Source organism: Mycobacterium sp. 360MFTsu5.1 (assembly GCF_000383495.1).
Classification (GTDB): Bacteria; Actinomycetota; Actinomycetes; order Mycobacteriales; family Mycobacteriaceae; genus Mycobacterium; species Mycobacterium mucogenicum_B.
Genome location: NZ_KB911463.1, coordinates 61,237 through 83,764, shown reverse-complemented (window position 1 = coordinate 83,764; position 22,528 = coordinate 61,237). Strand labels below are relative to the sequence as shown.

Annotated in this window: 21 protein-coding genes and 1 tRNA gene; 14 read left to right on the top strand and 8 right to left on the bottom strand. The window is 67.2% G+C overall.

What is annotated here, in order from left to right:
* The first annotated feature begins 15 nt into the window (after nt 1-15).
* Genes H289_RS0103940 through H289_RS0103920 form a run of 5 tightly spaced genes read left to right on the top strand, consistent with a single transcriptional unit; the run spans nt 16 to nt 3,985 of the window.
* The gene (locus tag H289_RS0103940; protein ID WP_020099450.1) at nt 16-945 is read left to right on the top strand and encodes an ABC transporter substrate-binding protein; all 930 of its coding nucleotides are present in this window, start codon (nt 16-18) and stop codon (nt 943-945) included.
* Nucleotides 942-2,039 carry an ABC transporter ATP-binding protein gene (locus H289_RS0103935; RefSeq protein WP_020099449.1) on the top strand — a complete coding sequence of 366 codons (1,098 nt, stop codon included), beginning with the start codon at nt 942-944 and terminating at the stop codon, nt 2,037-2,039. The genes H289_RS0103940 and H289_RS0103935 overlap by 4 nt, the downstream gene beginning before the upstream one ends.
* Nucleotides 2,036-2,680 carry an ABC transporter permease gene (locus H289_RS0103930; RefSeq protein ID WP_020099448.1) on the top strand — a complete coding sequence of 215 codons (645 nt, stop codon included), beginning with the start codon at nt 2,036-2,038 and terminating at the stop codon, nt 2,678-2,680. Before H289_RS0103935 ends, H289_RS0103930 begins: the two co-directional genes overlap by 4 nt.
* Complete coding sequence (locus tag H289_RS29665) at nt 2,677-3,378, top strand: ABC transporter permease (RefSeq protein WP_036420196.1); 702 nt, start codon at nt 2,677-2,679, stop codon at nt 3,376-3,378. Before H289_RS0103930 ends, H289_RS29665 begins: the two co-directional genes overlap by 4 nt.
* A gap of 4 nt (nt 3,379-3,382) precedes the next feature.
* The gene (locus tag H289_RS0103920; protein WP_020099446.1) at nt 3,383-3,985 is read left to right on the top strand and encodes a putative glycolipid-binding domain-containing protein; all 603 of its coding nucleotides are present in this window, start codon (nt 3,383-3,385) and stop codon (nt 3,983-3,985) included.
* Here H289_RS0103920 and H289_RS0103915 read toward each other — a convergent pair.
* A complete protein-coding gene (locus H289_RS0103915; RefSeq protein ID WP_029119077.1) occupies nt 3,948-4,892 on the bottom strand; it encodes a prephenate dehydrogenase in 945 nt (314 codons plus the stop codon). The two genes, H289_RS0103920 and H289_RS0103915, sit on opposite strands and share 38 nt — an antisense overlap.
* 94 nt (nt 4,893-4,986) lie before the next feature.
* Between H289_RS0103915 and H289_RS0103910 the strand changes: the two genes are divergently transcribed.
* The 3 genes from H289_RS0103910 to H289_RS0103900 all read left to right on the top strand — a co-directional run bounded on the left by H289_RS0103910 (nt 4,987) and on the right by H289_RS0103900 (nt 6,134).
* On the top strand, nt 4,987-5,505 hold the full coding sequence (locus tag H289_RS0103910; RefSeq protein ID WP_020099444.1) for a tRNA adenosine deaminase-associated protein: 519 nt from the start codon (nt 4,987-4,989) through the stop codon (nt 5,503-5,505).
* A gap of 20 nt (nt 5,506-5,525) precedes the next feature.
* Entirely contained in the window at nt 5,526-5,984 is a 459-nt protein-coding gene (locus H289_RS0103905) for a nucleoside deaminase (protein ID WP_029104763.1), read from the top strand.
* Nucleotides 5,985-6,043: 59 nt separating this feature from the next.
* A tRNA-Ser gene (locus H289_RS0103900) sits at nt 6,044-6,134 on the top strand.
* 117 nt (nt 6,135-6,251) lie between these two features.
* Here the strand turns inward: H289_RS0103900 and H289_RS0103895 are convergent.
* A complete protein-coding gene (locus tag H289_RS0103895; protein ID WP_029104762.1) occupies nt 6,252-6,977 on the bottom strand; it encodes a hypothetical protein in 726 nt (241 codons plus the stop codon).
* Between the two features lie 227 nt (nt 6,978-7,204).
* On the bottom strand, nt 7,205-8,470 hold the full coding sequence (locus tag H289_RS0103890) for a PucR family transcriptional regulator (protein ID WP_020099441.1): 1,266 nt from the start codon (nt 8,468-8,470) through the stop codon (nt 7,205-7,207).
* A gap of 105 nt (nt 8,471-8,575) precedes the next feature.
* Here H289_RS0103890 and H289_RS0103885 point away from each other — a divergent pair, with 105 nt between their 5' ends.
* The 3 genes from H289_RS0103885 to H289_RS0103875 are packed head-to-tail and all read left to right on the top strand — an operon-like array spanning nt 8,576 to nt 13,245.
* The gene (locus H289_RS0103885) at nt 8,576-10,036 is read left to right on the top strand and encodes a class I adenylate-forming enzyme family protein (protein WP_036420192.1); all 1,461 of its coding nucleotides are present in this window, start codon (nt 8,576-8,578) and stop codon (nt 10,034-10,036) included.
* A 27-nt stretch (nt 10,037-10,063) separates the two neighbouring features.
* The gene (locus H289_RS0103880) at nt 10,064-11,833 is read left to right on the top strand and encodes a DUF3556 domain-containing protein (RefSeq protein ID WP_020099439.1); all 1,770 of its coding nucleotides are present in this window, start codon (nt 10,064-10,066) and stop codon (nt 11,831-11,833) included.
* Nucleotides 11,830-13,245: a phytoene desaturase family protein gene (locus H289_RS0103875; protein ID WP_029104761.1), complete on the top strand. Its 1,416-nt coding sequence runs from the start codon at nt 11,830-11,832 to the stop codon at nt 13,243-13,245. The genes H289_RS0103880 and H289_RS0103875 overlap by 4 nt, the downstream gene beginning before the upstream one ends.
* On the opposite strand, the gene H289_RS0103870 is transcribed toward H289_RS0103875, so the two are convergent.
* Nucleotides 13,246-13,992, bottom strand: coding sequence for a pirin family protein (locus tag H289_RS0103870; protein WP_020099437.1), 747 nt, complete (start codon nt 13,990-13,992; stop codon nt 13,246-13,248).
* Nucleotides 13,993-14,034: 42 nt separating this feature from the next.
* Here H289_RS0103870 and H289_RS0103865 point away from each other — a divergent pair, with 42 nt between their 5' ends.
* The 3 genes from H289_RS0103865 (at nt 14,035) to H289_RS0103855 (ending at nt 17,308) form a co-directional block, all read left to right on the top strand.
* The gene (locus H289_RS0103865; RefSeq protein ID WP_020099436.1) at nt 14,035-14,958 is read left to right on the top strand and encodes a CE1 family esterase; all 924 of its coding nucleotides are present in this window, start codon (nt 14,035-14,037) and stop codon (nt 14,956-14,958) included.
* A 116-nt stretch (nt 14,959-15,074) separates the two neighbouring features.
* Nucleotides 15,075-15,965 carry a carbon-nitrogen hydrolase family protein gene (locus H289_RS0103860; protein WP_029104759.1) on the top strand — a complete coding sequence of 297 codons (891 nt, stop codon included), beginning with the start codon at nt 15,075-15,077 and terminating at the stop codon, nt 15,963-15,965.
* Nucleotides 15,962-17,308, top strand: a complete 1,347-nt coding sequence (locus H289_RS0103855; RefSeq protein WP_020099434.1) for an APC family permease — start codon at nt 15,962-15,964, stop codon at nt 17,306-17,308. The genes H289_RS0103860 and H289_RS0103855 overlap by 4 nt, the downstream gene beginning before the upstream one ends.
* Here the strand turns inward: H289_RS0103855 and H289_RS0103850 are convergent.
* The 4 genes from H289_RS0103850 to H289_RS0103835 all read right to left on the bottom strand — a co-directional run bounded on the left by H289_RS0103850 (nt 17,259) and on the right by H289_RS0103835 (nt 22,371).
* Nucleotides 17,259-18,779, bottom strand: coding sequence for an FAD-dependent oxidoreductase (locus H289_RS0103850; protein WP_020099433.1), 1,521 nt, complete (start codon nt 18,777-18,779; stop codon nt 17,259-17,261). The two genes, H289_RS0103855 and H289_RS0103850, sit on opposite strands and share 50 nt — an antisense overlap.
* Before the next feature lie 80 nt (nt 18,780-18,859).
* A complete protein-coding gene (locus tag H289_RS0103845; protein ID WP_020099432.1) occupies nt 18,860-19,963 on the bottom strand; it encodes a helix-turn-helix transcriptional regulator in 1,104 nt (367 codons plus the stop codon).
* A 223-nt stretch (nt 19,964-20,186) separates the two neighbouring features.
* Entirely contained in the window at nt 20,187-21,737 is a 1,551-nt protein-coding gene (locus H289_RS29660) for a PE-PPE domain-containing protein (RefSeq protein WP_196809978.1), read from the bottom strand.
* A gap of 142 nt (nt 21,738-21,879) precedes the next feature.
* On the bottom strand, nt 21,880-22,371 hold the full coding sequence (locus H289_RS0103835; RefSeq protein WP_020099430.1) for a lipoprotein LpqH: 492 nt from the start codon (nt 22,369-22,371) through the stop codon (nt 21,880-21,882).
* Nucleotides 22,372-22,528 lie beyond the last annotated feature (157 nt).

The following is a 22,528-nucleotide window of genomic DNA, read 5'->3' as shown; positions in this document are numbered from 1 at the left end:
CGGAAGGATGTTCGGGTGGCGCGAATTCTGACCGCTCTGGGCCTGCTGCTCGCTGTCCTGTTGACGGGCTGCGGCAGTGCGAATCCCCTCGGTGGGGGCAGTATCTCGGGTGATCTCAAGTCGATCGTGGTGGGGTCCGCCGACTTCCCCGAGTCGAAGATCATCGCCGAGATCTATGCGCAGGCGTTGGCGGCCAACGGCTTTACCGTCGGCCGTCAGTTCGGTATCGGCAGCCGCGAGACGTACGTCCCTGCGGTGAAGGACCATTCGATCGACCTGATCCCCGAGTACACCGGCAACCTGCTGCAGTACTTCGATCCGAAGACCAAGGCCACCGCCGCCGGTGACGTCGAATTGGCGCTCGCGCGAGCGCTTCCGGGCGACCTGTCGATCCTGACTCCCTCCCCGGCCGAGGACACCGACACGGTCGCGGTGTCGGCGGAAACCGCCAAGAAATGGAATCTCAAGACCATCGGTGACCTGGCCCAGCACTCGGCCCAGGTGAAATTCGGTGCGCCGTCGGAGTTCCTGCAGCGGGCCGAGGGACTGCCCGGATTGAAAGCCAAGTACGGCCTCGATATCGCGCCGTCCAACTTCATCGCCATCAGCGATGGCGGGGGACCGGCCACCGTGCGGGCGCTGGTCGACGGAACCGTCACCGCGGCAGATATTTTCAGCACGTCGCCGGCCATCGTGCAGAACAACCTGGTGGTGCTCGAGGATCCGAAGCACAACTTCCTGGCCGCCAACGTGGTGCCGCTGGTGGCGTCGCAGAAGAAGTCCGACCTGCTCAAGACGGTGCTCGACGCTGTCAGCGCAAAACTCACCACGAAGGCACTCATTGACATGAACACCGCGGTCTCCGGCAACAGCGGCGTCGACGCCGACCAGGCCGCGAGAAAATGGGTCCAGGACAACGGATTCGACAAGCCGGTGAGCCGATGATCACGTTCGACAAGGTCACCAAGAGCTACGGCAGCGCGGTCGCTGTCGATGAACTGAGCCTCGAGATCGCCGAGGGGACGCTGTCGGTGTTCGTCGGGCCGTCCGGGTGCGGCAAGACCACCTCCATGCGAATGATCAACCGGATGATCGACCCCACCTCCGGAACCCTGACCGTCGACGGTGCCAACGTTGCCACCGTCGACCCGGTGCGGCTGCGCCTCGGTATCGGCTACGTGCTGCAGAGCGCCGGCCTCATGCCGCACCTCAAAGTGGTGGACAACGTCGCCACCGTGCCGGTCCTCAAGGGCGAATCACGCCGCAGTGCAAGGAAAAAGGCACTGGGCGTGTTGGAGCGTGTCGGGCTCGACGTCAAGCTCGCCGATCGCTACCCGGCCCAACTGTCGGGCGGGCAGCAGCAGCGGGTCGGGGTGGCCCGGGCGCTGGCCGCCGACCCGCCGATCCTGCTGATGGACGAACCGTTCAGCGCCGTGGACCCCGTCGTCCGCGAAGACCTGCAGACCGAAATTCTGCGGCTGCAAAGCGATCTGCGTAAGACCATCGTCTTCGTCACGCACGACATCGATGAGGCCGTCAAACTGGGTGACCGCGTCGCGGTGTTCGGACCCGGCGGCACCTTGCAGCAGTACGACGCACCGCAACGGCTGCTGTCCAACCCGGCCAACGAGTTCGTCGCGGGCTTCGTCGGCGCCGACCGCGGTTACCGTGGCCTGCAGTTCCGTGACACCGACGGACTGCGGCTCCGCGACATCCGCACCGTCACCGAACCGGCGGTCGACGCACTGGATCTGACCGACGGCCAGTGGGCCCTGGTCGTCAATGCCGACGGCACCCCCTACGCCTGGATCAACGCCGACGGCGTCGGTCTGCACCGGCACGGAAAGTCCTTGTACGACAGCACCATCGCCGGTGGTTCGCTGTTCCGGCCGGACGGCACGCTGCGGCTGGCGCTGGATTCGGCGTTGTCGTCCCCGTCCGGACTGGGCGTGGCGGTCGATGAGCGAGGCCACGTGATCGGCGGGGTGGGCCTGGACGATGTGCTGGCAATCATCAAGAGTCGCAAGGGCGCACAGTGAAATACCTGCTGACCCACCTGGAAGGGGCGTGGCTGCTCACGCAGATTCACCTGCGGCTGGCCCTGCTGCCGTTGCTCATCGGCGTGCTCATCGCCGTGCCGCTCGGCGCGTACGTGCGACCGCGGCCGCGGCTGCGCCGATTCAGCACCATCACCGCCAGCATCGTCTTCACCATCCCGTCGCTGGCACTGTTCGTGGTGCTGCCGTTGATCATCCCGACGCGCATTCTCGACGAAGCCAACGTCCTGGTCGCCCTGACGTTGTACACCGTCGCGCTGCTGATGCGGACGGTGCCCGAGGCGCTCGACGCCGTCCCTTCGGACACCCGCGAAGCGGCTACCGCCATGGGTTATCGGCCACGCACCCGATTCTTGAGAGTCGAACTCCCGCTGGCGATTCCGGTCCTCACCGCCGGGATGCGGGTGGTCGCCGTCACCAACATCTCGATGGTGTCGGTCGGTTCGGTGATCGGCATCGGCGGGCTGGGCACCTGGTTCACCGAGGGATATCAGGCCGACAAGAGCGACCAGATCATCGCCGGCATCATCGCCATCTTCGTGCTGGCGGTGGTTGTCGACCTCCTCATCCTGAGTGCGGGCCGCCTGGCCACCCCGTGGACCCGGGCGAAGGCGCCGGCATGAATTTCCTGCACCAGGCAATCGCCTACATCTTCACCGCGGCCAACTGGACCGGCCCGGCGGGCCTCGGCATGCGGATGCTCGAGCACCTGGAGTACACCGGCATCGCGGTGCTGTGCAGTGCGCTCGTCGCCGTTCCCGTGGGCATGTACGTCGGGCACACCGGTCGCGGCACGGCCCTGGTGGTCGGCGGCGTCAACGCCCTGCGCGCCCTGCCCACCCTCGGCGTCCTGCTCCTCGGCGTCCTGCTGTGGGGACTGGGACTGGTACCGCCGACCGTCGCGCTGATGCTGCTGGGCATTCCGCCACTGCTGGCCGGGACGTATGCCGGGATCGCCAACGTCGATCCGGTGGTGGTCGACGCCGCCCGCGCCATGGGCATGACCGGGCGCCAGGTGCTGCTACGCGCCGAGGTACCCAACGCCATGCCGCTGATCGTCGGCGGGCTGCGGACAGCGACGCTCCAGGTGGTCGCCACCGCGACCGTCGCGGCGTACGCCAGCCTGGGCGGGCTGGGCCGGTTCCTCATCGACGGCATCAAAGTGCGCCAGTTCTATCTCGCGTTGGTCGGCGCGCTACTCGTGGCGGCGCTCGCGCTGGCTCTGGACGCCGCCTTGGCGTTGGCTGTGCGGGCGTCGCGGCCCGGTCCGTCCGGAGTTTCAATCGTGACTACGAAGGCGGGCCTCCGTCGCCTACGGTAGACGGGTGAGCGCAGACCAGTCCGATGTCACCGAACCTGCCTGGCCCGCGATTCTGACCTGGCGCGCGCCGGATGTGTCGCGCATGGAGTCGGTCCGGGTCCAGTTGTCCGGCAACAGGATCAAGGCATACGGCCGGATCGTGGCCGCTGCCACCGAGATTCATCCCGCGTTCAGCGCGTCGTATGACCTGGTCACCGACGAGAGCGGCGCCACCAAACGCCTGTCTCTCACCGTCACCCTCGCGCAGCGCGAACGGCAGCTGTCCATCGCGCGCGACGAAGAGAACATGTGGCTGGTGCAGGACCATCAGAACCAGGCGCGGCGCGCCGCCTACAACGGCGCCCTGGACGTCGACGTCGTCTTCAGCCCGTTCTTCAACGCCCTGCCCATCCGGCGTACCGGCCTGCACAACCGCACCGCGTCGGTGTCGCTGCCCGTCGTCTACGTCCGGGTGCCGGACCTGACGGTGGAAGCCGTCACCATCGGCTACACCAGCGCCGGCCCGGGCAAGCCGATCAAGCTGGACTCGCCCGTCGCAGACACCTCGATCACCGTCGACGACGACGGCTTCATCCTCGGCTACCCCGGACTGGCAGAGCGGATCTGATCACGCCGCCGGCGCGGCCCTGCGCGGCGAGTTCTTCGCGCCAGCCGTCGGCGCCGATGGTCGTCGCGATGATCTGCGGGCGGCGGAAGCTGTCGTAACGGACCCGTGCCGCATGGCCGCTCTCCACGAGTTCGGCCACCGATTGCGCCTCGACCAGTGACGATCGGGCCTGGCTCAGCAGTTCCATGGCCCGGTCCAGCATCGTCGTCAGCTCCGTGGCGTTGGCCTCGCACATGGCCCGGACCAGGTCAGGCGCGGTGGCCGCGACCCGGGTGCCGTCCCGGAACGAGCCCGCGGCCAGGGCGAATGCCAGCGGAACCTCACCGGCCGTCGCGGCCAGCGCCTCGGCCAGCAGGTGCGGCAGGTGCGAGATCGCGGCGGCCGCGGCGTCGTGTTCATCGGAGCGCGCGGGCACGATCACGGCGCGGCAGTCCAGCGCCAGATGCATCACCTGTGCCCATACCTGGGGGTCGACGTGGTCGTCCACGCTCACCACCCACGGTGCCCCGGCGAACAGATCCGGGGTGCCGGCCGCCCAACCGGAATGCGCGGTGCCGGCCATCGGGTGTCCGCCGACGAACCGGTCGAGCAGGCCGAATTCCTGAACCTGTTGCAGCACATTGCCTTTGACGCTCACCACGTCGGTGAGCGGGCAATCCGGGGCAGTATCGCGGATGCGTTCGAGCATGATCGGCAGTGCCGGGACCGGTACCGCCAGGACGATGAGCGCCTCGGTGTCGGCGGCGCGTTTGAGAGCGGCGGTGAGGTCCTCGCTCGCATCGAAGCCGTCGGCCGTCGCCGACCGGACCGCGTCGATCGACCGGTTGTATCCGAACACCTCGCGGCCCGCGGCCTGCCCGGCCCTCATCAGCGAACCGCCGATGAGTCCCATGCCGAGCACACACACCGGAGTTGTCACCTTCCAAGGTTTGCACACGGCGCCGGTGGGGTACATACGGGACCGCTGGTCAAGTGACAGAGTGCGGACTAGCGTTATCCGCATGGGAGTACAGCGCGCGCAGGCACAGCAGCAGGTTGCCGATCTCCCCGACGGTTTCGGGGTCGCGGTCGTCCGGGAGGACGGCGCATGGCGTTGCGCCCCGCTGAAGCGTGCGGCGCTGGTGGACCTGGCCGCCGCCGAGACCGAACTTCGTGAACTGCGTTCTGCCGGCGCGGTTTTCGGTCTCCTCAACGTCGACGATGAGTTCTTCGTGATCGTCCGCCCGGCGCCGTCCGGGGCCCGGTTGTTGCTGTCGGACGCCACTGCGGCGCTGGACTACGACATCGCGGCCGACGTACTGGAGAAGCTGGATGCCGACCTGAGCCTCGAAGAGCTCGAGGAAGACGACCCGTTCGAGGAAGGCGACCTCGGGCTGCTGGCCGACCTGGGCCTGCCCGAGGCGGTGCTTGGCGTGATCCTCGCCGACGACGAGTACGCCGACGAACAACTCAGCCGCATCGCCCAGGAGATGGGCTTCAACGACGAACTCGTGGCGGTATTGGACAAGCTGGGGCGGTGAGCGCAGCCGACTGCAACCCGATTGTCAGCTCCAGTGACGAACGGCTGATCCGGCTGGCGCTGGAGGCCGCCGAACTCGCCGGGGCCGATGATGTGCCGATCGGCGCGGTGGTCGTCTCAGCCGACGGGGTGGAGCTGGCTCGGGCCGCCAATGCCCGCGAATCGCTGGGCGACCCGACCGCGCACGCGGAAATCCTGGCGCTGCGCGCGGCTGCCGCGGTCCACGGCGACGGCTGGCGGCTGGAAGGTGCGACGCTGGCCGTCACCGTCGAGCCGTGCACCATGTGCGCCGGCGCGCTGGTGATGTCCCGGGTGGCCCGCGTGGTGTTCGGGGCGTGGGAACCCAAGACCGGCGCCGTCGGCTCGCTGTGGGATGTGGTCCGTGACCGGCGGCTGACCCACCGGCCCGAGGTCCGTGGTGGGGTGCTGGAGGCCGAGTGCGCGGCGCTCATGGAGGGGTTCTTCGCCCGGCAGCGGTAGGACGGCCTGGTCAGAGCCCGATTAGGGCGAGACGCCATGTGGCCGGTAAGCTGCCACACGGTGGCGTGTCCGAGCGGCCTAAGGAGCACGCCTCGAAAGCGTGTGTGGGGTAACCCCCCACCGAGGGTTCAAATCCCTCCGCCACCGCCATAGAGCCCCTCACCTGTCACCGCAGGTGAGGGGCTTTTTTGCGACCGCTCGAATAGGCCCCGGAGACCACAAAGGCCAGGCACCCATCTCGGGTGCCTGGCCTATGTGATCAGGAACTTAGCGGCCGAAGGTGAAGGCCGAGCCGCCGTTGAAGTTGGAGCCGCCGACCGGGGTCGCGACGCCGGCACCGGAGTTGGTGCCGGCCTGGACGCCGTCGGGGCCGATCTCACCGGAGGTGCCGGTGTTGAAGCCGCTGCCGCCGACCGGGGTGTTGACGGCCGCACCGCCGCCGGTACCGCCGCCGAACGTCGGGATGAAGTCGGCCGGGGCGGGCGCGGCGAACTCGTTGGAGGCGCCGGCGTTGAAGCCGCTGCCACCGAACGGCGTGTTCACACCCGCGCCACCGCCGGCATTGGCGCTGCCGCCGAAGTTCGGGATGAAGTCAGCCGGGTTGGGCACGTTGAAATCGGTGGACGCACCGGTGTTGAAGTTGCTGCCACCCAGCGGGGTGTTGATCGCCGCGCCGGTGTTGGTGTCGAAGCCCGCGCCACCGAAGCCGGCGTCGGTGCCCGTGGCGGTGTTGAACTCACCGCCGCCGAGCGGGGTGTTCACACCGGCGCCGCCGCCCGCGTTGCTCGATGCGTCGAAGGGATGCCAGAAGGGGTTCTCCATGCCGAAGCCGGCGCCGCCACCGGCGTTGCCGTTGCCGATCGGGGTAGCGACCGCGGCGCCGGTTTCACCGGAAACCTCGTCGTCGGCCCAAGCCGGAGCCGCGACGGCGAGCGGGACCAGCGCCAGGGCCGATGCCGCAGCAAATCCGATCAAACGTCCTGAGTTGCGCATTAGTGATACTCCAATCATGGTTCTCTCGCGTGTGGCCAGGTGAACCTACTGGGTCGTACTCGGTTCATCCGACCACTACCCTGGTATCGCCGGCCGCGGCGCATCCGTTACAGCAGTGAACCAGCTGGTTAACACGCCTCGATTTGCTATCAGTCTCGGTTTGATCACTGATGCTGGGAATATGCTGGCAATTTTCGTTGTCGGCGACCTTGCTGGCGAGCTGGTCGCTATTCCTCGGCCAGGACCGCTGCTTCGTACCAGTGGCACAGCAGCAGTGCCATCTCGACGTCCAGCCGGTCGTCGCCAAGGGGCCGTCCCCGCCGCTCCAGCGCGCGTCCGACGCGGTACTTGACGGTGTTGAAGTGCACCACCAGCTCATCGGCCGCGGCTGTGTAGCTACCACCGTGCCGCAGGAACACCTGCAAGGTCTCGCGTAGTCGGGCGTCATTGGCGCCGGCCCCGGCCAGCGGCCCGAGAACCGTGTGGACGAACTCCCGTGCGTCGTCCCGGTTCTCGCCCAGCAGCGCGGCCGCGGCGAAGCCCGGGGCGTCGGCCGCGGTGACACCGGTCAGGTCTGCCGTCACGGCGACGCTGTGCGCGCGCAGGGCCTGCCGGTGTGACCGGCGGAAGCCGTCGACGCCCGGGAGTGGGGTGCCGACGGCGACGGCAGGTGCGCCGGGATGGGCGTCCGTGAACTGCCGCAGCTGTGCGGACGCTCCGGGCGCGGTGGCGCCGGACAACGGCAGCCAGCCCCAGCCGGTCCGCTGGTCGGCGGCCAGGAACAGCGGACTGCCCTGGGTGCCGACATGATCGGCGGCCGCGCGCAGGAACTGTTCGAGTCTGGCCAGCGCGTCGTCGTGCCCGGTGACCTGGCCGCTACCCGTCGGCCACCACAGCACCACGGCCAGATGGTGGCGGCGCATCGGATAGCGGATCGCGGCGGTGACGGCTTCGGGGTCGGAGTCGTTGCCGGACAACACTTCCCGCACCCGCAGCGCCTGTGTGCTGTTGCGGTTGGCGAGCCAGCGGTCGCGCTCGTCTTCATAGACCGTGACGACCTGCTGCGAAATCCAGTCGATGTAGCGGAACGTCACCGACGTCATCCGCTCGTAAATGGCCAGGCAGGTCTGCGGCTCGAACCCGGCGCGGTTGATCTCCTCGGCCGCGACGTCGAGCACCAGCGCGTGGCCGATGCGGTAGGCGCGCGTGAGGGCGTTCATCGGCACCCCGCGCTGCGCGAGCCGGCGCGCGTACTCGAGGGCAGCGGTGGGCGCTTCGATGTTTTCCAGAGATATGTCGTAGCGCAGCGCGTGGAAGATGGTCTCGACGTTGCCGCCGACACTGGCGCGGAGCAGTTCGATGATCTCGGGATCGCCGCGCAGCTCGGTGATATCGCTGGCCAGACGGTGCCCGACGGAGCGCGCGACCTCGGCCTGACGGGCGATGAGGCGGGTCATGATCGTGGTGTTGGCCTCGCTGACCGCCGGATCCATGTGCCGACTGTAGAGCCAAAGTTTGTGTCGAACGTACAAATCTTCGGACAAAGTTGATCGGCGCACGACGGAGTGGCGCACACCACAAACTTCTACTTTTATGACATGAACCTCGCCACCCTGCCCGACCGCCGCGCTGCTGCGGCGCCCCACGCACCGGCCGTCGCCGACGACGAGACCGACCTCGACAACGCCGCATTTCTCGATGCCGTCCAGCGCGCCGCCGGGGCTCTGCATCAGCGCGGTGTGCGCGCCGGCGACGTCGTCGGCATCATGCTCCCGAACCGCGCGGCATTCGTCGTCGCGCTGTTCGCCACGTGGCGGCTCGGCGCCGTCGCGACGCCTATCAGCCCGACCCTGGTGCCCGCCGAAGTCGCCTACCAGGTGGCCGACGCCGGCGCCGTCGTGCTCGTCGTCGATCGTGACGTCGACTCCGACGTCACGGTGCTGCACGTCGACGACATGGGTGGCGAGCCCCGCACGGCCGATCCCGTGGCCGGCAACGACGACGATCTGGCCCTGCTGATCTACACCAGCGGCACCACCGGCCGGCCCAAGGGCGTCATGCTCGACAACACCAACCTGAATGCCATGTGCGCCATGGTGATCGAAGGCTTCGAGTTGACCGACGCCGACCACAGCCTGCTCATCCTGCCGCTGTTCCACGTGAACGGCATTGTCGTCAGCGTGCTGTCGCCGCTGCTCGCCGGCGGCCACACCACCATCGCCGGCCGGTTCAATCCGGCGACCTTCTTCACCCGCCTGGAATCCAGCCGCGCCACCTATTTCTCCGCGGTGCCAACCATTTACACCATGCTGCTGGGCCTGCCGCCCGAGGTTCAGCCCGACACCTCCGCGGTCCGGTTCGCCGTGTGCGGCGCCGCACCGGCCAGCATCGAACTGCTGGAGGGCTTCGAAAAGCGCTACGGCATTCCCCTCGTCGAAGGCTATGGACTGTCCGAGGGATCGTGCGCCAGCACCGGCAACCCGCTGAACGGGCCGCGCAAGGTCGGCACCGTCGGAATCCCGTTGCCGGGTCAGGAAATTCGCATCGTCGACCTGGCCGGCGCCGAAGTGCCCCAGGGTGAACTCGGCGAGGTGATCATCAAGGGACCCAACGTGATGCGCGGTTACCTGAACCGGCCCGAGGAGACCGAGAAGACCCTGAAGGACGGCTGGCTGCACACCGGCGACGTCGGTCGGTTCGACGAGGACGGGTATCTGGTCCTGGTCGACCGAGCCAAGGACATGATCATCCGCGGCGGCGAGAACATCTACCCCAAGGAGATCGAGACCGTCGTGCACCAGGTTGCCGGCGTCGCCGAGGCCGCCGTGGTCGGACGCGCGAGCGGGCTCTACGGCGAAGAGCCGGTGCTGTTCGTCTCCGCGCATCAAGGAGCCGAACTCGACGTCGACAACATCGCCGCGCACCTGCAGGCGTCACTGTCGAAATACAAACTGCCCGTGGACATCACGGTTCTGGAGACGCTGCCGAAGAACCCTGTCGGCAAGATCGACAAGCCGTCCCTGCGCAAAACCCTCACCGCCACCGATCCGCGAATCTAGCCTGATACCAGCAAAGGAGCTCACATCATGGGATTCATCAAACCGACCTTGCCGAAGGTCGACCTGGAAGAGTTTCTCCGCATGCCGCTGCAGGAGCGGCTCCGCATCATGTGCCTCAAGTGGGTGGACGAAGGGTACGGCGCACCGCGCATGATCCACGTCCTCTACATCCTCAAACTCACGGTCTTCTACGCGATCGGCGGAGTCACGATCGCGACCGCGACATCGCACCTGCCGGCGTTCTGGCACGTCTCGCAGTGGTGGGACCAGCCGATCGTGTACCAGAAGGTGATCCTGTGGACGGTCCTGCTGGAACTCGTCGGATTCGCCGGCTCCTGGGGACCGCTGGCCGGCAAGACCAAGCCGATGACGGGCGGGTTCCGATTCTGGGCCAAGCCCAACACCATTCGGCTGCGGCCGTGGAAGGCGGTGCCGTTCACGAACGGCGACCGGCGGACCTGGTTCGACATCGTCGTCTACCTCGCCCTGATGGCCACGGTGCTCGTCGCCCTGGTGCTGCCCGGCGTGCCCAGTGAATCGCTGTCGAAAGCATTGCCGGACAACACCTCCGGACTGGTCAACCCGGCGCTGTTCGTCGCGCCCATCATCCTGTTCGTGCTGATCGGCCTGCGGGACAAGACGATCTTCCTGGCAGGCCGCGGCGAGCAGTACCTGCCGGCGCTGATCTTCTTCGCCACGCTGCCGTTCGTCGACATGATCATCGCCGGCAAGCTGCTGATCGGCACGGTCTGGATCTGGGCCGGCGTCTCGAAGTTCGGCCTGCACTTCACCAACGTCATTCCGCCGATGGTCAGCAACAGCCCGGCGATCCCGTTCAAGTGGCTCAAGCGGGCCCACTACCGCAACTTCCCCGAGGACCTGCGTCCCTCGCACCTGGCCACCTTCATGGCTCACGGGCCGGGCAGCATCGTGGAAATCGCTGCGCCACTGGCACTTCTGTTCTCGCCGTGGCCGTGGCTGTCCATCGCGGCCGCCGCCATCATGGTCAGCTTCCACCTGTTCATCATCTCGACGTTCCCGCTGGCGGTGCCGGTGGAATGGAACGTGCTGTTCGCGTACGCCACGATCTTCCTGTTCCTGGGCTTCCCCAACGGGGACGGCTACGCGGTGTGGGACATGAACCCGGGTTGGCTGGCCATCGTGCTCGCCGCGGCGCTGTCGTTCTTCCCGATCCTCGGCAACCTGCGCCCCGACCTCGTGTCGTTCCTGCCGGCCATGCGCCAGTACGCCGGCAACTGGGCCTCGGCGGTCTGGACCTTCACGCCCGGCGCCGAGCAGAAGCTGAACCGCGTCACCCGGTCCTCGCCCAACTCGGCCGACCAGTACGTCGCCTTCGGCTGGGATCCGCTCACTGCCGAAGTGTTCACGCAGCAGGTGACGGCGTGGCGGGCCATGCACAGCCAGGGCCGCGGTTTGTACTCTGTGCTGCTGAAATGCCTGCCCGACATCGACACCCGCACGGTGCGCGAAGGTGAGATGTCCTGCAACACCATCATCGGCTTCAACTTCGGCGACGGGCACCTGCACAATGAAGACCTGATCCGGGCCATCCAGTCAGAGGCGCAGTTCGAGCCGGGCGAGTTCGTCATCGCCTGGGTGGAGTCGCAGCCTATCCACAAGATGACGCAGGAGTACAAGGTGATCGATGCGGCACTGGGCGTCATCGAGCGTGGCACGTGGAACGTGAAGGACCTGGTCGACGAGCAGCCGTGGCTGCCCAACGGCCCGATCCCGCTCAACGTCACGTGGCAGCGGGCGGGAGTCCTTCACCGATGAGTACCGCGGTTGTGGTCGGCGCCGGGCCCAACGGGCTCGCCGCCGCCATCACCCTGGCCGCCAAGGGAATCGACGTCACGGTGCTGGAGGCCGCCGACCGCATCGGCGGCGGCATCCGCTCCAGCGAGTACGTCCTACCGGGCCTGGTGTTCGACGACTGCGCCGCCATCCACGTGATGCCGGCGGGCTCCAAGTTCATCAAAGACCTCGGCCTGGATCGCTATGGCCTGCAGTGGAAGTGGACCGACATCGACTGCGTCCACCCCCTCGACGACGGCACCGCCGGCGCCCTCTACCGCTCGGTCGAGACCACAGCCGCCGGGCTCGGGACCGACGGACCACGGTGGAAAATGCTGTTCGGCGGACCGTCGCGCCGGTTCGACGCCCTGTCCGAGGACATCATGGGCCCGCTGCTGCGGATACCGCGACATCCCTTGGGGCTGGCCAGATTCGGGGCGCCGACGGTGCTGCCCGCGGCGGCGCTGGCGCGGGTCTTCCGGACGCCGCAGGCCCGCGCGCTGTTCGGAGGTGTTGCCGCACATACCTTTCAGCCGCTGCACCATCCACTCACGTCAGCGATCGGGCTGGGCATCATCACCGCCGGGCACGCCAACGGCTGGCCGGTGGCCGCCGGGGGATCGCAGGCGATCACCAACGCGTTCGAGGCCGTGCTGACCGAGTTGGGCGGCAAGATCGAGACGGGTGTGCGGATCACCGCGGCATCGCAGTTACCGCCCGCTGACATCACCGTCTTCGACCTGTCACCCACCGCGATCGCAGGCATTCTCGGAGACCGGCTGCCCACGCGGGTGCGCCGCGCTTTCGACCGGTTCCGTTACGGCCCAGGCGCTTTCAAGGTCGACTTCGCGGTGGAGGGCGACGTGCCGTGGACCAACGCGGCCGCGCGCCGGGCCGGCACCGTGCACCTGGGCGGTGATTTCGCCGAGATCGCCACGACCGAACGGGACATCCACGCGGGCCGGATGCCGCAGCGTCCCTTCGTGTTGGCGTTCCAGCAGTACCTGGCCGACCTCGAGCGCTCTGTCGGCGCCGTCAATCCGGTGTCGGCGTATGCGCATGTGCCCAATGGCTACAGCGGCGACGCCACCGAGGCGATCATCGCGCAGATCGAGCGGTTCGCCCCCGGATTCCGAGAACGCATCGTCGGACAGGCCGTGCGATCCACCACCGAAATGTCGGTCTACAACCCGAATTACGTCGGCGGCGACATCAACACCGGCGCCAAGGACATCCGGCAACTCGCCTTCGGGCCGCGAACCACCCTGTCGCCGTACACCATCGGCGTCCCGGGTATGTACATCTGCTCGGCGGCCACGCCTCCCGGACCGGGTGGGCACGGCATGTGCGGAGCCAATGCCGCGGCCGTCGCACTGGCCCGGTTGGGGCGCTAGCTACACGTTCACCGCGATGGTGTGCATCTCCCAGACGAGAACTTCGGCGCCCTCGTCGGCCGCGGTGATGCGTTGGCCGCCGGTGCCGGTGAGTCGCACGGCATCACCGGTATGCAGCGGACCGGAGCCTTCGAACTCGGCCTGGCCGCGGGTGACGAAGACGTGGCCGTACGGTGCGTCCGGTACCTGCACCGCGCTACCGGCGTCCAACCGTGCGACGTGCAGCGCGGCGTAGCTGTTGCCGAAGGTGATGGCGGCATCGTCCCGGTACTTGCGCATGCCGGATGCCATGGGAATCAATGTATTTCCGGCGAGTGCGACGGAGATGTCGGCCTCCTGATAACCGGGAGCACCGCCGAGTTCCTCGGGCGGAATCCACATCTGGACCACCCGCAGGGGTCGGCGTTCCTGCCGCCCGGCGCCGTTGCGCTCCGAGTGCCGCAGTCCGGTGCCGGCGCTCATCCGCTGGGCCAGCCCCGGATAGATGGTGCTCTCGTTGCCCAATGAATCCTTGTGTACCAGTGTGCCTTCGAGCACCCAGGTGATGATTTCCATGTCGCGGTGGTCGTGCGCGTCGAAGCCCTCGCCGGGGGTGACGGTGTCCTCGTTGTTGATCATCAACAGGCCGTGGGCGTTGGCCGCCAGATCGAAGTTGCCGGTCGCCGGGAACGACTGCCACGATTCCAGCCACTCGTTGCGCCAGTGCCAGCGTTCGTCGGCGCGGATGACGCGAATACCGGAAGTCACCGCACGATTCTGGCAGGCGGGCGCACGGTGCACTATGGAGGCATGAGCCGCCGGCTGCTGCGGGCACTGAGTGCCGTGGTGATCGTCCTTGCGCTGCCGGCGCTCGCTGGTTGCGGTGGGCACCGGGCCGCCGGCGCCCCGCCGGCGGCGTCGAGTCAATCGGTGCAGTCCGGCGGCGTGACCCGCACCTTCCACCTCTACCGGCCCGACGGGCTCACCGGCCCAGCGCCGCTGGTCGTCATGCTGCACGGCGGGTACGGCGACGGGGCGCAGGCCGAGCGCGCCTACAACTGGGATGCCGAGGCCGATGCCGGCCGATTCGTCGTCGCGTATCCCGACGGCATGGATCGCGCTTGGAACGCCGGAACCTGTTGCGGCATACCGAAGAACCGCAACATCGATGACGTCGGGTTCATCACCGCCATGGTCGGCGCGATCGAAGGGCAGCTGCCCATCGATCCGGCGCGCGTCTACGTCACCGGAATGTCCAACGGCGCCATGATGGCGCTACGGCTCGCGTGCCAGACGGATCTGTTCGCCGCGGTCGCCCCTGTCGCCGGGACGCTGTTGACCGACTGTGCCCACGCCGCGCCGACCTCGGTGCTGCAGATCCACGGCACCGCCGACGACCGCGTCCCTTTCGACGGCGGGGCGGGTAAGGCCACCACCCTCAGCGGCGCACCCAGTGTCGACGGTCCGTCGGTGCCCGCGGTGAACGCGACGTGGCGAGGTATCGACGCGTGCGGAGCTCCGGTGACCTCGACCGCCGGCGCCGTGACGACACAGACGGCCGACTGCCCCGGCGGCCGCACTGTCGAATTGATCAGCGTCGCGGGCGCCGGCCACCAGTGGCCCGGCGGTGTCCCGAGTCCGCTGGCACAACGACTCGGCGACCTGCCGCCGCCGTCGACTGCGCTGAACGCGACCGACGTCATCTGGCGGTTCTTCAGCGCGCACCGTGGCTGAGAACTGCGCGAATGTACGGAATGTCGAATAATCACACGGAAAATCCCCGGATTGTCTGAGCATGGCGGATGTGTCCTGGCGCACACTGGGGCCGTGACCGCCGGCAGTGAGGTGAGATGAGTCGACAATGGCGAGTGGCCCTCGTCCAGGCCAGTCCCCTGCAAGGCGACGATCCAGTAGCCGAGCTGGCTGCTGAGTTCGCCGCGATCCTCGCCGAGCGGCCGGACACCCAGATGGTGGTGTTCCCCGAGATTCACCTGCTGGGTGCGAGCGACGGCGCTGCCGACACCCGGTCCTACTTCGACGCCGTGGCCGAGCCGCTCACCGGGCCGCTCGTTCAGCGGCTCGGCGCCGTGGCCGCCGACGCCGGCGTGTGGCTGGTGCCCGGTTCGATCGCCGAGCGCGGTGACGACGGTCGGGTGTACAACACGGCTCTCGTCTTCGATCCCGCCGGCCGTCTGGTCTCGTCGTACCGCAAGGTGTTCCCGTGGCGTCCCCACGAACCGTGGGCGTCCGGCTCCGGTTTCACGACCTTCGATGTACCCGGCGTCGGCCGGATGGGCGTCAACATCTGTTACGACAGCTGGTTCCCCGAGGCGACCCGGCAGATCGCGTGGCTCGGCGCGGAGGTCGTGTTGAACATCGTCAAGACGACGTCCGACGACCGCGCGCAGGAACTCGTCCTCGCCCGCGCCAACGCGATCACGAACCAGATCTACTACCTGAGCGTCAACGCCGCCGGGCCGCTCGGGCGCGGGCAGAGCATCTACGTCGGACCGGAGGGCGAGGTACTTGCTGAGGCGGCCCACGCCGAGCCGGAGGTCACGTATCTGACGATCGACCTCGACCGGGTGACGGCGGTGCGGACCCACGGCACCGCCGGCGTCAACCGGGTGTGGGAGCAGCTGTACGCCGAGGACGACCCCATCGATCTGCCGGTCTACGGCGGTCAACTGATGCACCAGCGGTGGCAGCCGCAGACCGCCGACCCCGAAGGACGCTCATGACCGAAACCGCCCAGCAGACCGGCGAAGCCGGCCACCTCAACGCCACCCTCGGCTTGGGTGGCGTGACGCTGTTCGGCCTCGCGTACATGGCGCCGATCATCGTCCTGGGCATCTTCGGCGTCATCGCCGAGGCGTCCGCGGGCGCCAGCGCGGGTTCGTATCTGCTGGCCACGGTGGCCATGCTGTTCACGGCCGCGAGCTACGCGAAGATGTCGGTGCACTATCCGGTCGCGGGCTCGTCGTACACCTACGTCCGCAAGGCGCTGGATTCGCGGCTCGGATTCCTGGTCGGCTGGACGATCCTGCTCGACTACCTGTTCCTGCCACTGGTCATCTGGTTGATCGGCGCCGCGTACCTGACCGGCGAGTTTCCGTCGGTACCGGCGTGGGTGTGGATCGTGCTCTTCATCGTTCTGACGACTGCGCTGAACATCCTCGGGCTCAAGGTGGCGGACAAGGCCAACCTGGTCCTGATGGCCTTGCAGTTCCTCGTGATCGCCCTGTTCGTCGGTTTCGCGGTGGCCCACATGGTGTCCCACCACGGTGGTGGATCGCTGCTGTCCGCCACTCCGTTCACCGGTACCGGTGGTTTCCCGGCGATCGCCGCGGGCGCGGCCATCGCCGCGTACTCGTTTCTCGGGTTCGACGCCGTCAGCACGCTCACGGAGGACACCAAGAATCCGCAGCGCAACATCCCGCGCGCCATCATGCTCGTCGCGCTCATCGGCGGGGTGGTCTTCGTGGCGGTCGCCTACATCCTCACGCTGGTCCAGCCCGGCGGCACATTCGCGAACGCCGATTCACTGGCCGCCGACACGGCGCGGACCATCGGTGGGGCGCTGTTCGCCGCGTTCTTCGTGACCGGTCTGATCATCGGCCAGTTCACCTCGGGCCTGGCCGCGCAGGCGAGCGTGTCCCGGTTGCTGTATGCGATGGGCCGAGACTCGGTGTTGCCCAAGAGATTTTTCGGCAAGGTGTCGCCCCGGTTCTTCACGCCCGTCTTCAACATCGTGCTGTGCGGCTTGATCGGGCTGGGTGCGGTGTTCCTCAGCGTCGCCACGTCGACGTCGTTCATCAACTTCGGCGCCTTCACCGCCTTCACGCTGGTGAACCTGTCGGTGATCGGCTACTTCGTCCGGCATCGCCACGAGAAGCGGCTGAATCCGCTGACGTACGTGGTGATTCCGTTGATCGGCGCGGTCGTCGACGTCTACCTGCTCACCCAACTCGGCAGTGCCGCACTGACTCTCGGGGTGATCTGGATGGCGATCGGCGTGGTGTACCTGCTGGTCCTCACCCGCGGCCTGCGCGTCCCGCCGCCGGAGCTGTCACTGGCTGAGTAGGCGCGCCACTGGTGCTGAGCGGAGCGCAGTGGACGTCGAAACGCCGCGCGACGGTGTCCAGGGTGCGCTGCAGGTGCGGACGCCGGCGGTGATGGGTCGCCAGGAACTGGACCGTCCCGAGCAGCTGACGCGGCATCGGATACCACCGTGCGATGTCCAGCCCGCAATCTCGAAACACCTTGGTGGGCAGGACATCTGTCATGAGGCTGAGGTTGTGCAGCGCCAGCGTCATCAAGGTGTGAGGGAACGCCGCGTTGCACTTCTGGCGCAAGTCGATCATGTCGAGCTCGTACAGCGGCAGTTGGGTGAGTTGACCGGTGAACATCAGATGGGGCAGGAAGTAGCCCATGTACGTCGTCAGATGCAGCGTCGCCGCGCGAGCGTTCAACGACAGCACCCGGCCGCTGGGCGAGGTGTAGGGCTCGTACGGCCCCGAGCGCTTCAGCAGGTACCCGGTGCAGTTGACGATCCAGCTGTCCGGCGCGATCTCCTGGACCGCGCCACTGCGCAGCTGCAGTTCGGTCCGCCCGTCGTGGTCGACGGCATCTACGAAATGGTCCATCACGATGTCGTTGAGGCCGGCGGCGATGGCGTCGCGCTCCGCCGTCGACAGCAGCCCGAGCAGGAAGTTGTTGGTCTTGGGCGTCACCCAGACCCCGCACCGCTCACGCCAGTGGCGGGCCACTTCGTCTTCGTTGGTGCCGTCGAACAGTTGCGTCACCTCGTCGACGAACGGGTTGAAGGTCACCCCGCCCCACCACCGCTTGGCACCGGTGGGGAACAGGCGGTCCCGGTGGGCGAAGTAGGTTCCCGAACCCGCCAGCAGATTCACCTCGCGCCCGGGGTGACGGGTGATCAGCGCGTACGCGGTGTCCATCGCGGTCTTGCCGCTGCCGATGATCCACACCGGAGCGTTGCTGTCATCGATGTCACCGGCGCGCATGTCGCAGTAGTTCGGCGACACTGAGCGGACGGTCGTGCTGGACACCGGCAGTGGGTCGTTCGGTTCGACATCGGAGGCGCTGGCCTTGATCAGATGCTTGGCTTCGATCACCATGGTGCGCCCGTCGTCGGACACACATTGGATGCGGACCACGCCGTCGGCCTCAGCGTCGGATTGCATTGTCCAGCCGTAGTATTCGTCGATCGCGATACGCTCTCGCAGCACGTCGAGACAATGGTCGAACTGTGCGAGCACCTCGTGCTTGGTGGCCAGGTGTGACGGTTCGGCGCCCAGCGTCCAGCCGATGTTCCCGACGGTGAAGAACGGGTGTGGCTGGTGCAGGCGCACGTAGTCGTAGGTGTCGACCCACATGCCGCCCGCGCGGTGCCGCCGGTCCAGCAGGATCACCCGCTGGCCTGCCGACAGGTACTGGGAGGTCGTGAAGAGCGCGTTGAGGCCGGCGATCCCGGCCCCGACGATGCAGACGTCGCAGCGCTGGATCCCGGGTCCGGTGGTGTCGTTGCCCATGGGGCCTCCTTGTCCTTGGAAAAAGGTTCCGGCATCGGCCCCGCCGGTGCATCAGCCGATTGGCGTATTTGGTTGGCGCACTACAGGGATATGGCGAGCAGTGTGCGAACGAGTTCGGCCTGGCGGTGGGTGCCCGTCTTGTCGAAGATGTGTTGCACGTGGGTTCTGACGGTGCCGGCGGACAGGCACATGCTCTCGGCGATGGGTTTGATGCCGTCGCCCTGTATCAGCCTGATGGCCACTGCTGCTTCGGCCGTCGTCAGCCCGTACAGGCGGCGCAGCATTTCGGTGTCCGGTTCCGGGTGCCGCTCGGGATCGAGGATGAGCACCAGTGCCCGTGATTCGGCGAGCGGAGCCGTCACGTGCTGGAACGGCAGTACGTGAATGACGTACGGGCGCAGGCCGGATGGGCGCGGGCACAACAGGGACGTGCCACCGCGCACCACCGACCCGGTCTGGCCGAGTGCGGCGTTGATGCCGTGGCGCAGCGTCGCGTCGGCGGGCGGGTGCGCGAACTCGAACGATCCATCCCGGATGGTCAATCCGTCGTGCCGGCGGACGATGTTCTCCGCTGCGGTGTTCAGGTAGCGCACCGACAACGCGCAGTCCACGACGGCCATCCCGATGCGCGTGACGTTGTCCATCGCTGACGAGATGTTGCGGATCTGATGGGTCGCCGCGCTGAGATCGTGCTGGATGCGCAGCGCGCGCTGGAAGTGGGGGACCAGCGCCTCGGTCAGTTGGACCCGTTCAGCGGTGTCGAAAGGATCGGAACGCTTCTCGGTGGCCACCAGCCAGGTGGCGGGTGTGGGCCCGTCCGTCAGCCGGACGAACAGCCCGTCGTCGAGTCGGTGCGGCCGCATCCAGTCCATGCGGAACTCTGCCTTCGGCTGCAGCTCGGCTAGTCCCTGGCAACTGTGCACATATCCGACGGGCCCGTTCTCGACCGCTTCGAGGAGGTAATCGATGTGGCGGTAGTACTCCGCGTACTCGGCCAGGGCGTCGGTCGGGATGGTGACGCTCTGGGGTGCCCGGCTCACGCCATCGGCCAACACCAGGGCTGCGCCGCCGGTTGCCCCGAACATGGTGTGGAGATCGACCATGGTCGCGGTCCAGTGCTCTGGCTGGACCGCGGAATCGTAGATCGAGGAGACTACGCGTGAGAAGTCCTCGACCGTGACCACGGCCGACGCTCCCTGAGATGTGTTGCGGTCACGTCTGGCGCCTTTCGCGACGTGATCCCCCCATAAATGGACAGGTGCTGCGGAAATCGTAATTCAAGACCAATGGTATGTAAAGTGTTCCCTTGGTGGTTGCTGTGCGTCGGATCAGCGTCGCCACGAGTGCGGACAGATCGCGATTAGCGGGGGATCGCGATCTGTGCGCACCATCGATCTCGAGGCGCTGTCAGGCCGCGGACTGCTCGGAATGAGTGCCAGTCTTGGCGTCGTTCTTGGACCCGCCTTTCGTCTTCGGGTTGTCCTTGGCGTCGCTGTCGGATGACGAAGACTTCGGGGTGTCCGCATCCGTGTCCGTGGTGGGCGCGTTCTTCTTTTTCTTCGGTTTGGTGACCTTCACCGGCGGTGCGTCGGGATCGGTCTTCGGGTTCGTCGACTTGGCCGGTGGTGTGTCCGGATCTGCTTGGGGCTTGGTCGATTTCGGCTCCGGCTCGGTGGCGTCGGCCCGCTTCTGATCGGTGTCGGTGGCCGGCGTCGCGGCGGGCGATTGCGCCGGCTCGTTCTTGACGTCGGACTTGGTGTCGCTCTTCACGTCGGTCTTGGTGTCCGGCTCGTCGGCCTTCGTGTTCACCGCAGGTTTGTCCTCGACGGTCGCCGCCACCGGCGCCGGATCCGCGGTCCTCTTGGCGGAGGCGTCCAGAGTGGTGACGGGCGGAGTGACCGTCGGTGTGGCCGCCAGGGGAGGCAGGTGCAGTTGGGACCTGATGTCGTCGACGAAGTTGTTGGCGCCTTCCTGTAGGGCACCGGGTATCGCGTTCAGCGTCTCGACGATCTTCGACAGCGGAGTGAACAACGAGAACGGTGTCTTCTTGGCCGGATTCAGGTTCTCGCGGTCGGTGTAGCCCATGTCGACCAACACCCGCAGCAGCGGCTCGACAGCGTCCAGCAGCGGTTTGACCAACGGCGTCAATCCGATGGCACCGGCACCGATGCGCAGCGGCACCAGCAGCGGCAGGTCGGGAGTCTTGATGAATACGTAGGTGTCCGTCCCGCCCGCGCCGTTGTCGGGTACGACGGTGATGATGGCGGGCGTGGTGCCGGGGATGTACGAGTCGTAGTACGCGTCGGGGTGCGCGTACATCACGCCGAGCAGGCTGTTCGCCAACGACAGCGGATTGAAATACGCCGGGAAGTCGGCGTAGGGGTCGTACTCACGCGTGTAGAACGTGGTGTCGTAGGGCGACGGCGCGGACGGGCCCTGGTTGTTGACGATGAAGGGCACATTCATGCCGGGGAACCGCTCGAAGATGCCGCCGTTGCCGGCGAAGGGCGAGCCGATCATCACGAACGACAGTTGCGAGGGTGCGGGGCCGGTGCCATTGGCCAGGAGCCGGCGTTTGGCCCACTCGGCGCCGAGACTGCCCTCCGAGTAGCCGGCGACGATCAGCTGCTCGCCGGGCCGGGACGTGATGGCGTTGTAGACCTTCGGCCCGGAGACGGTCGTGCTCGCCGACAGCTGGATCGACGCCGGGTAGTTGATGGGCAGGTAGGCGTAGCCGGGCGGCACCACGGTGTGGTTGAGCTTGGCCGGAATATTGGCGGAGGTGGGGTCGCCGCGCCCGCCTATGCCGATCACCGTGTTCATCAGGCCGACGACGAAGCTCGACGTGATGTTGGTGGCGGGACTCACCAGCAGTGCACAGCACAGCGCCACCAACAGGAAGACGCGCGGCACACCGCGAACGGCGGGACTTCTGGTTGGCCACATCTGCACTGACATCGGCGCTCCCCCGGCTAGGCGTGAACCGGACGGTACTCCCGCGACCAGGCCTTTAGACGGGAATTTGCAACTTCTCCGCCGAACACAGAACGGGTGGTGCTCCGGCATCCGGAACACCACCCGTGTCGGTGTGTGGGACCCGCTAGGGGCAGGTCACCTCGATCTCGAAGGGCTTCTTGGTGGGCTCCATCGGGTTGGCCATGTCGACCCCGGTGGCGGTGCCGCTGATTTTGTAGGTCTTGCCGTCCTTGGTGGCCTTGGCTTCGCCGCCCGGGACACCGTCGGTGTAGCCCAGGGTGACGCCGTTGACGGCGCCCAGGCCGACGGTCTTGACGACCGGCGGGTCGGCGTCGGTCAGGGTGACGCCCAGGCCGCCCGAAGCGTTGCCGATGGCGATGACCACGTTGCCGGCTGCCGTGGTGCAGCCGATCTGGCCCTGGACGTCCTGGGCCTTGCCGTCGATGCTGACCTTCGCAGTGCCCGATCCGGCAGAAGAGTTACCCGCAGCCGACGACGCCGAGGCCGATGCGGTGGCCGACGAGCCGGACGACTTCTTGTCGTCCTTGGAACAGCCGGTCAGGCCGGCGGCCAGAACCGCGGCACCTGCGACCGCGACAACCAAACCACGCTTCATAACTTGTGCTCCTAATTTGTGCGAACCGTCCGGGCGGCGGGTCATCCAGTGCATTATGGGGTTCGCCAACCGCCTGTTCACCGAATTCACAGAAAATCCCTGTAACCGTCCTGACCTGTTTGTTTCCGCGTAGTTAGCCGGCATTCGGGTGTCGGGG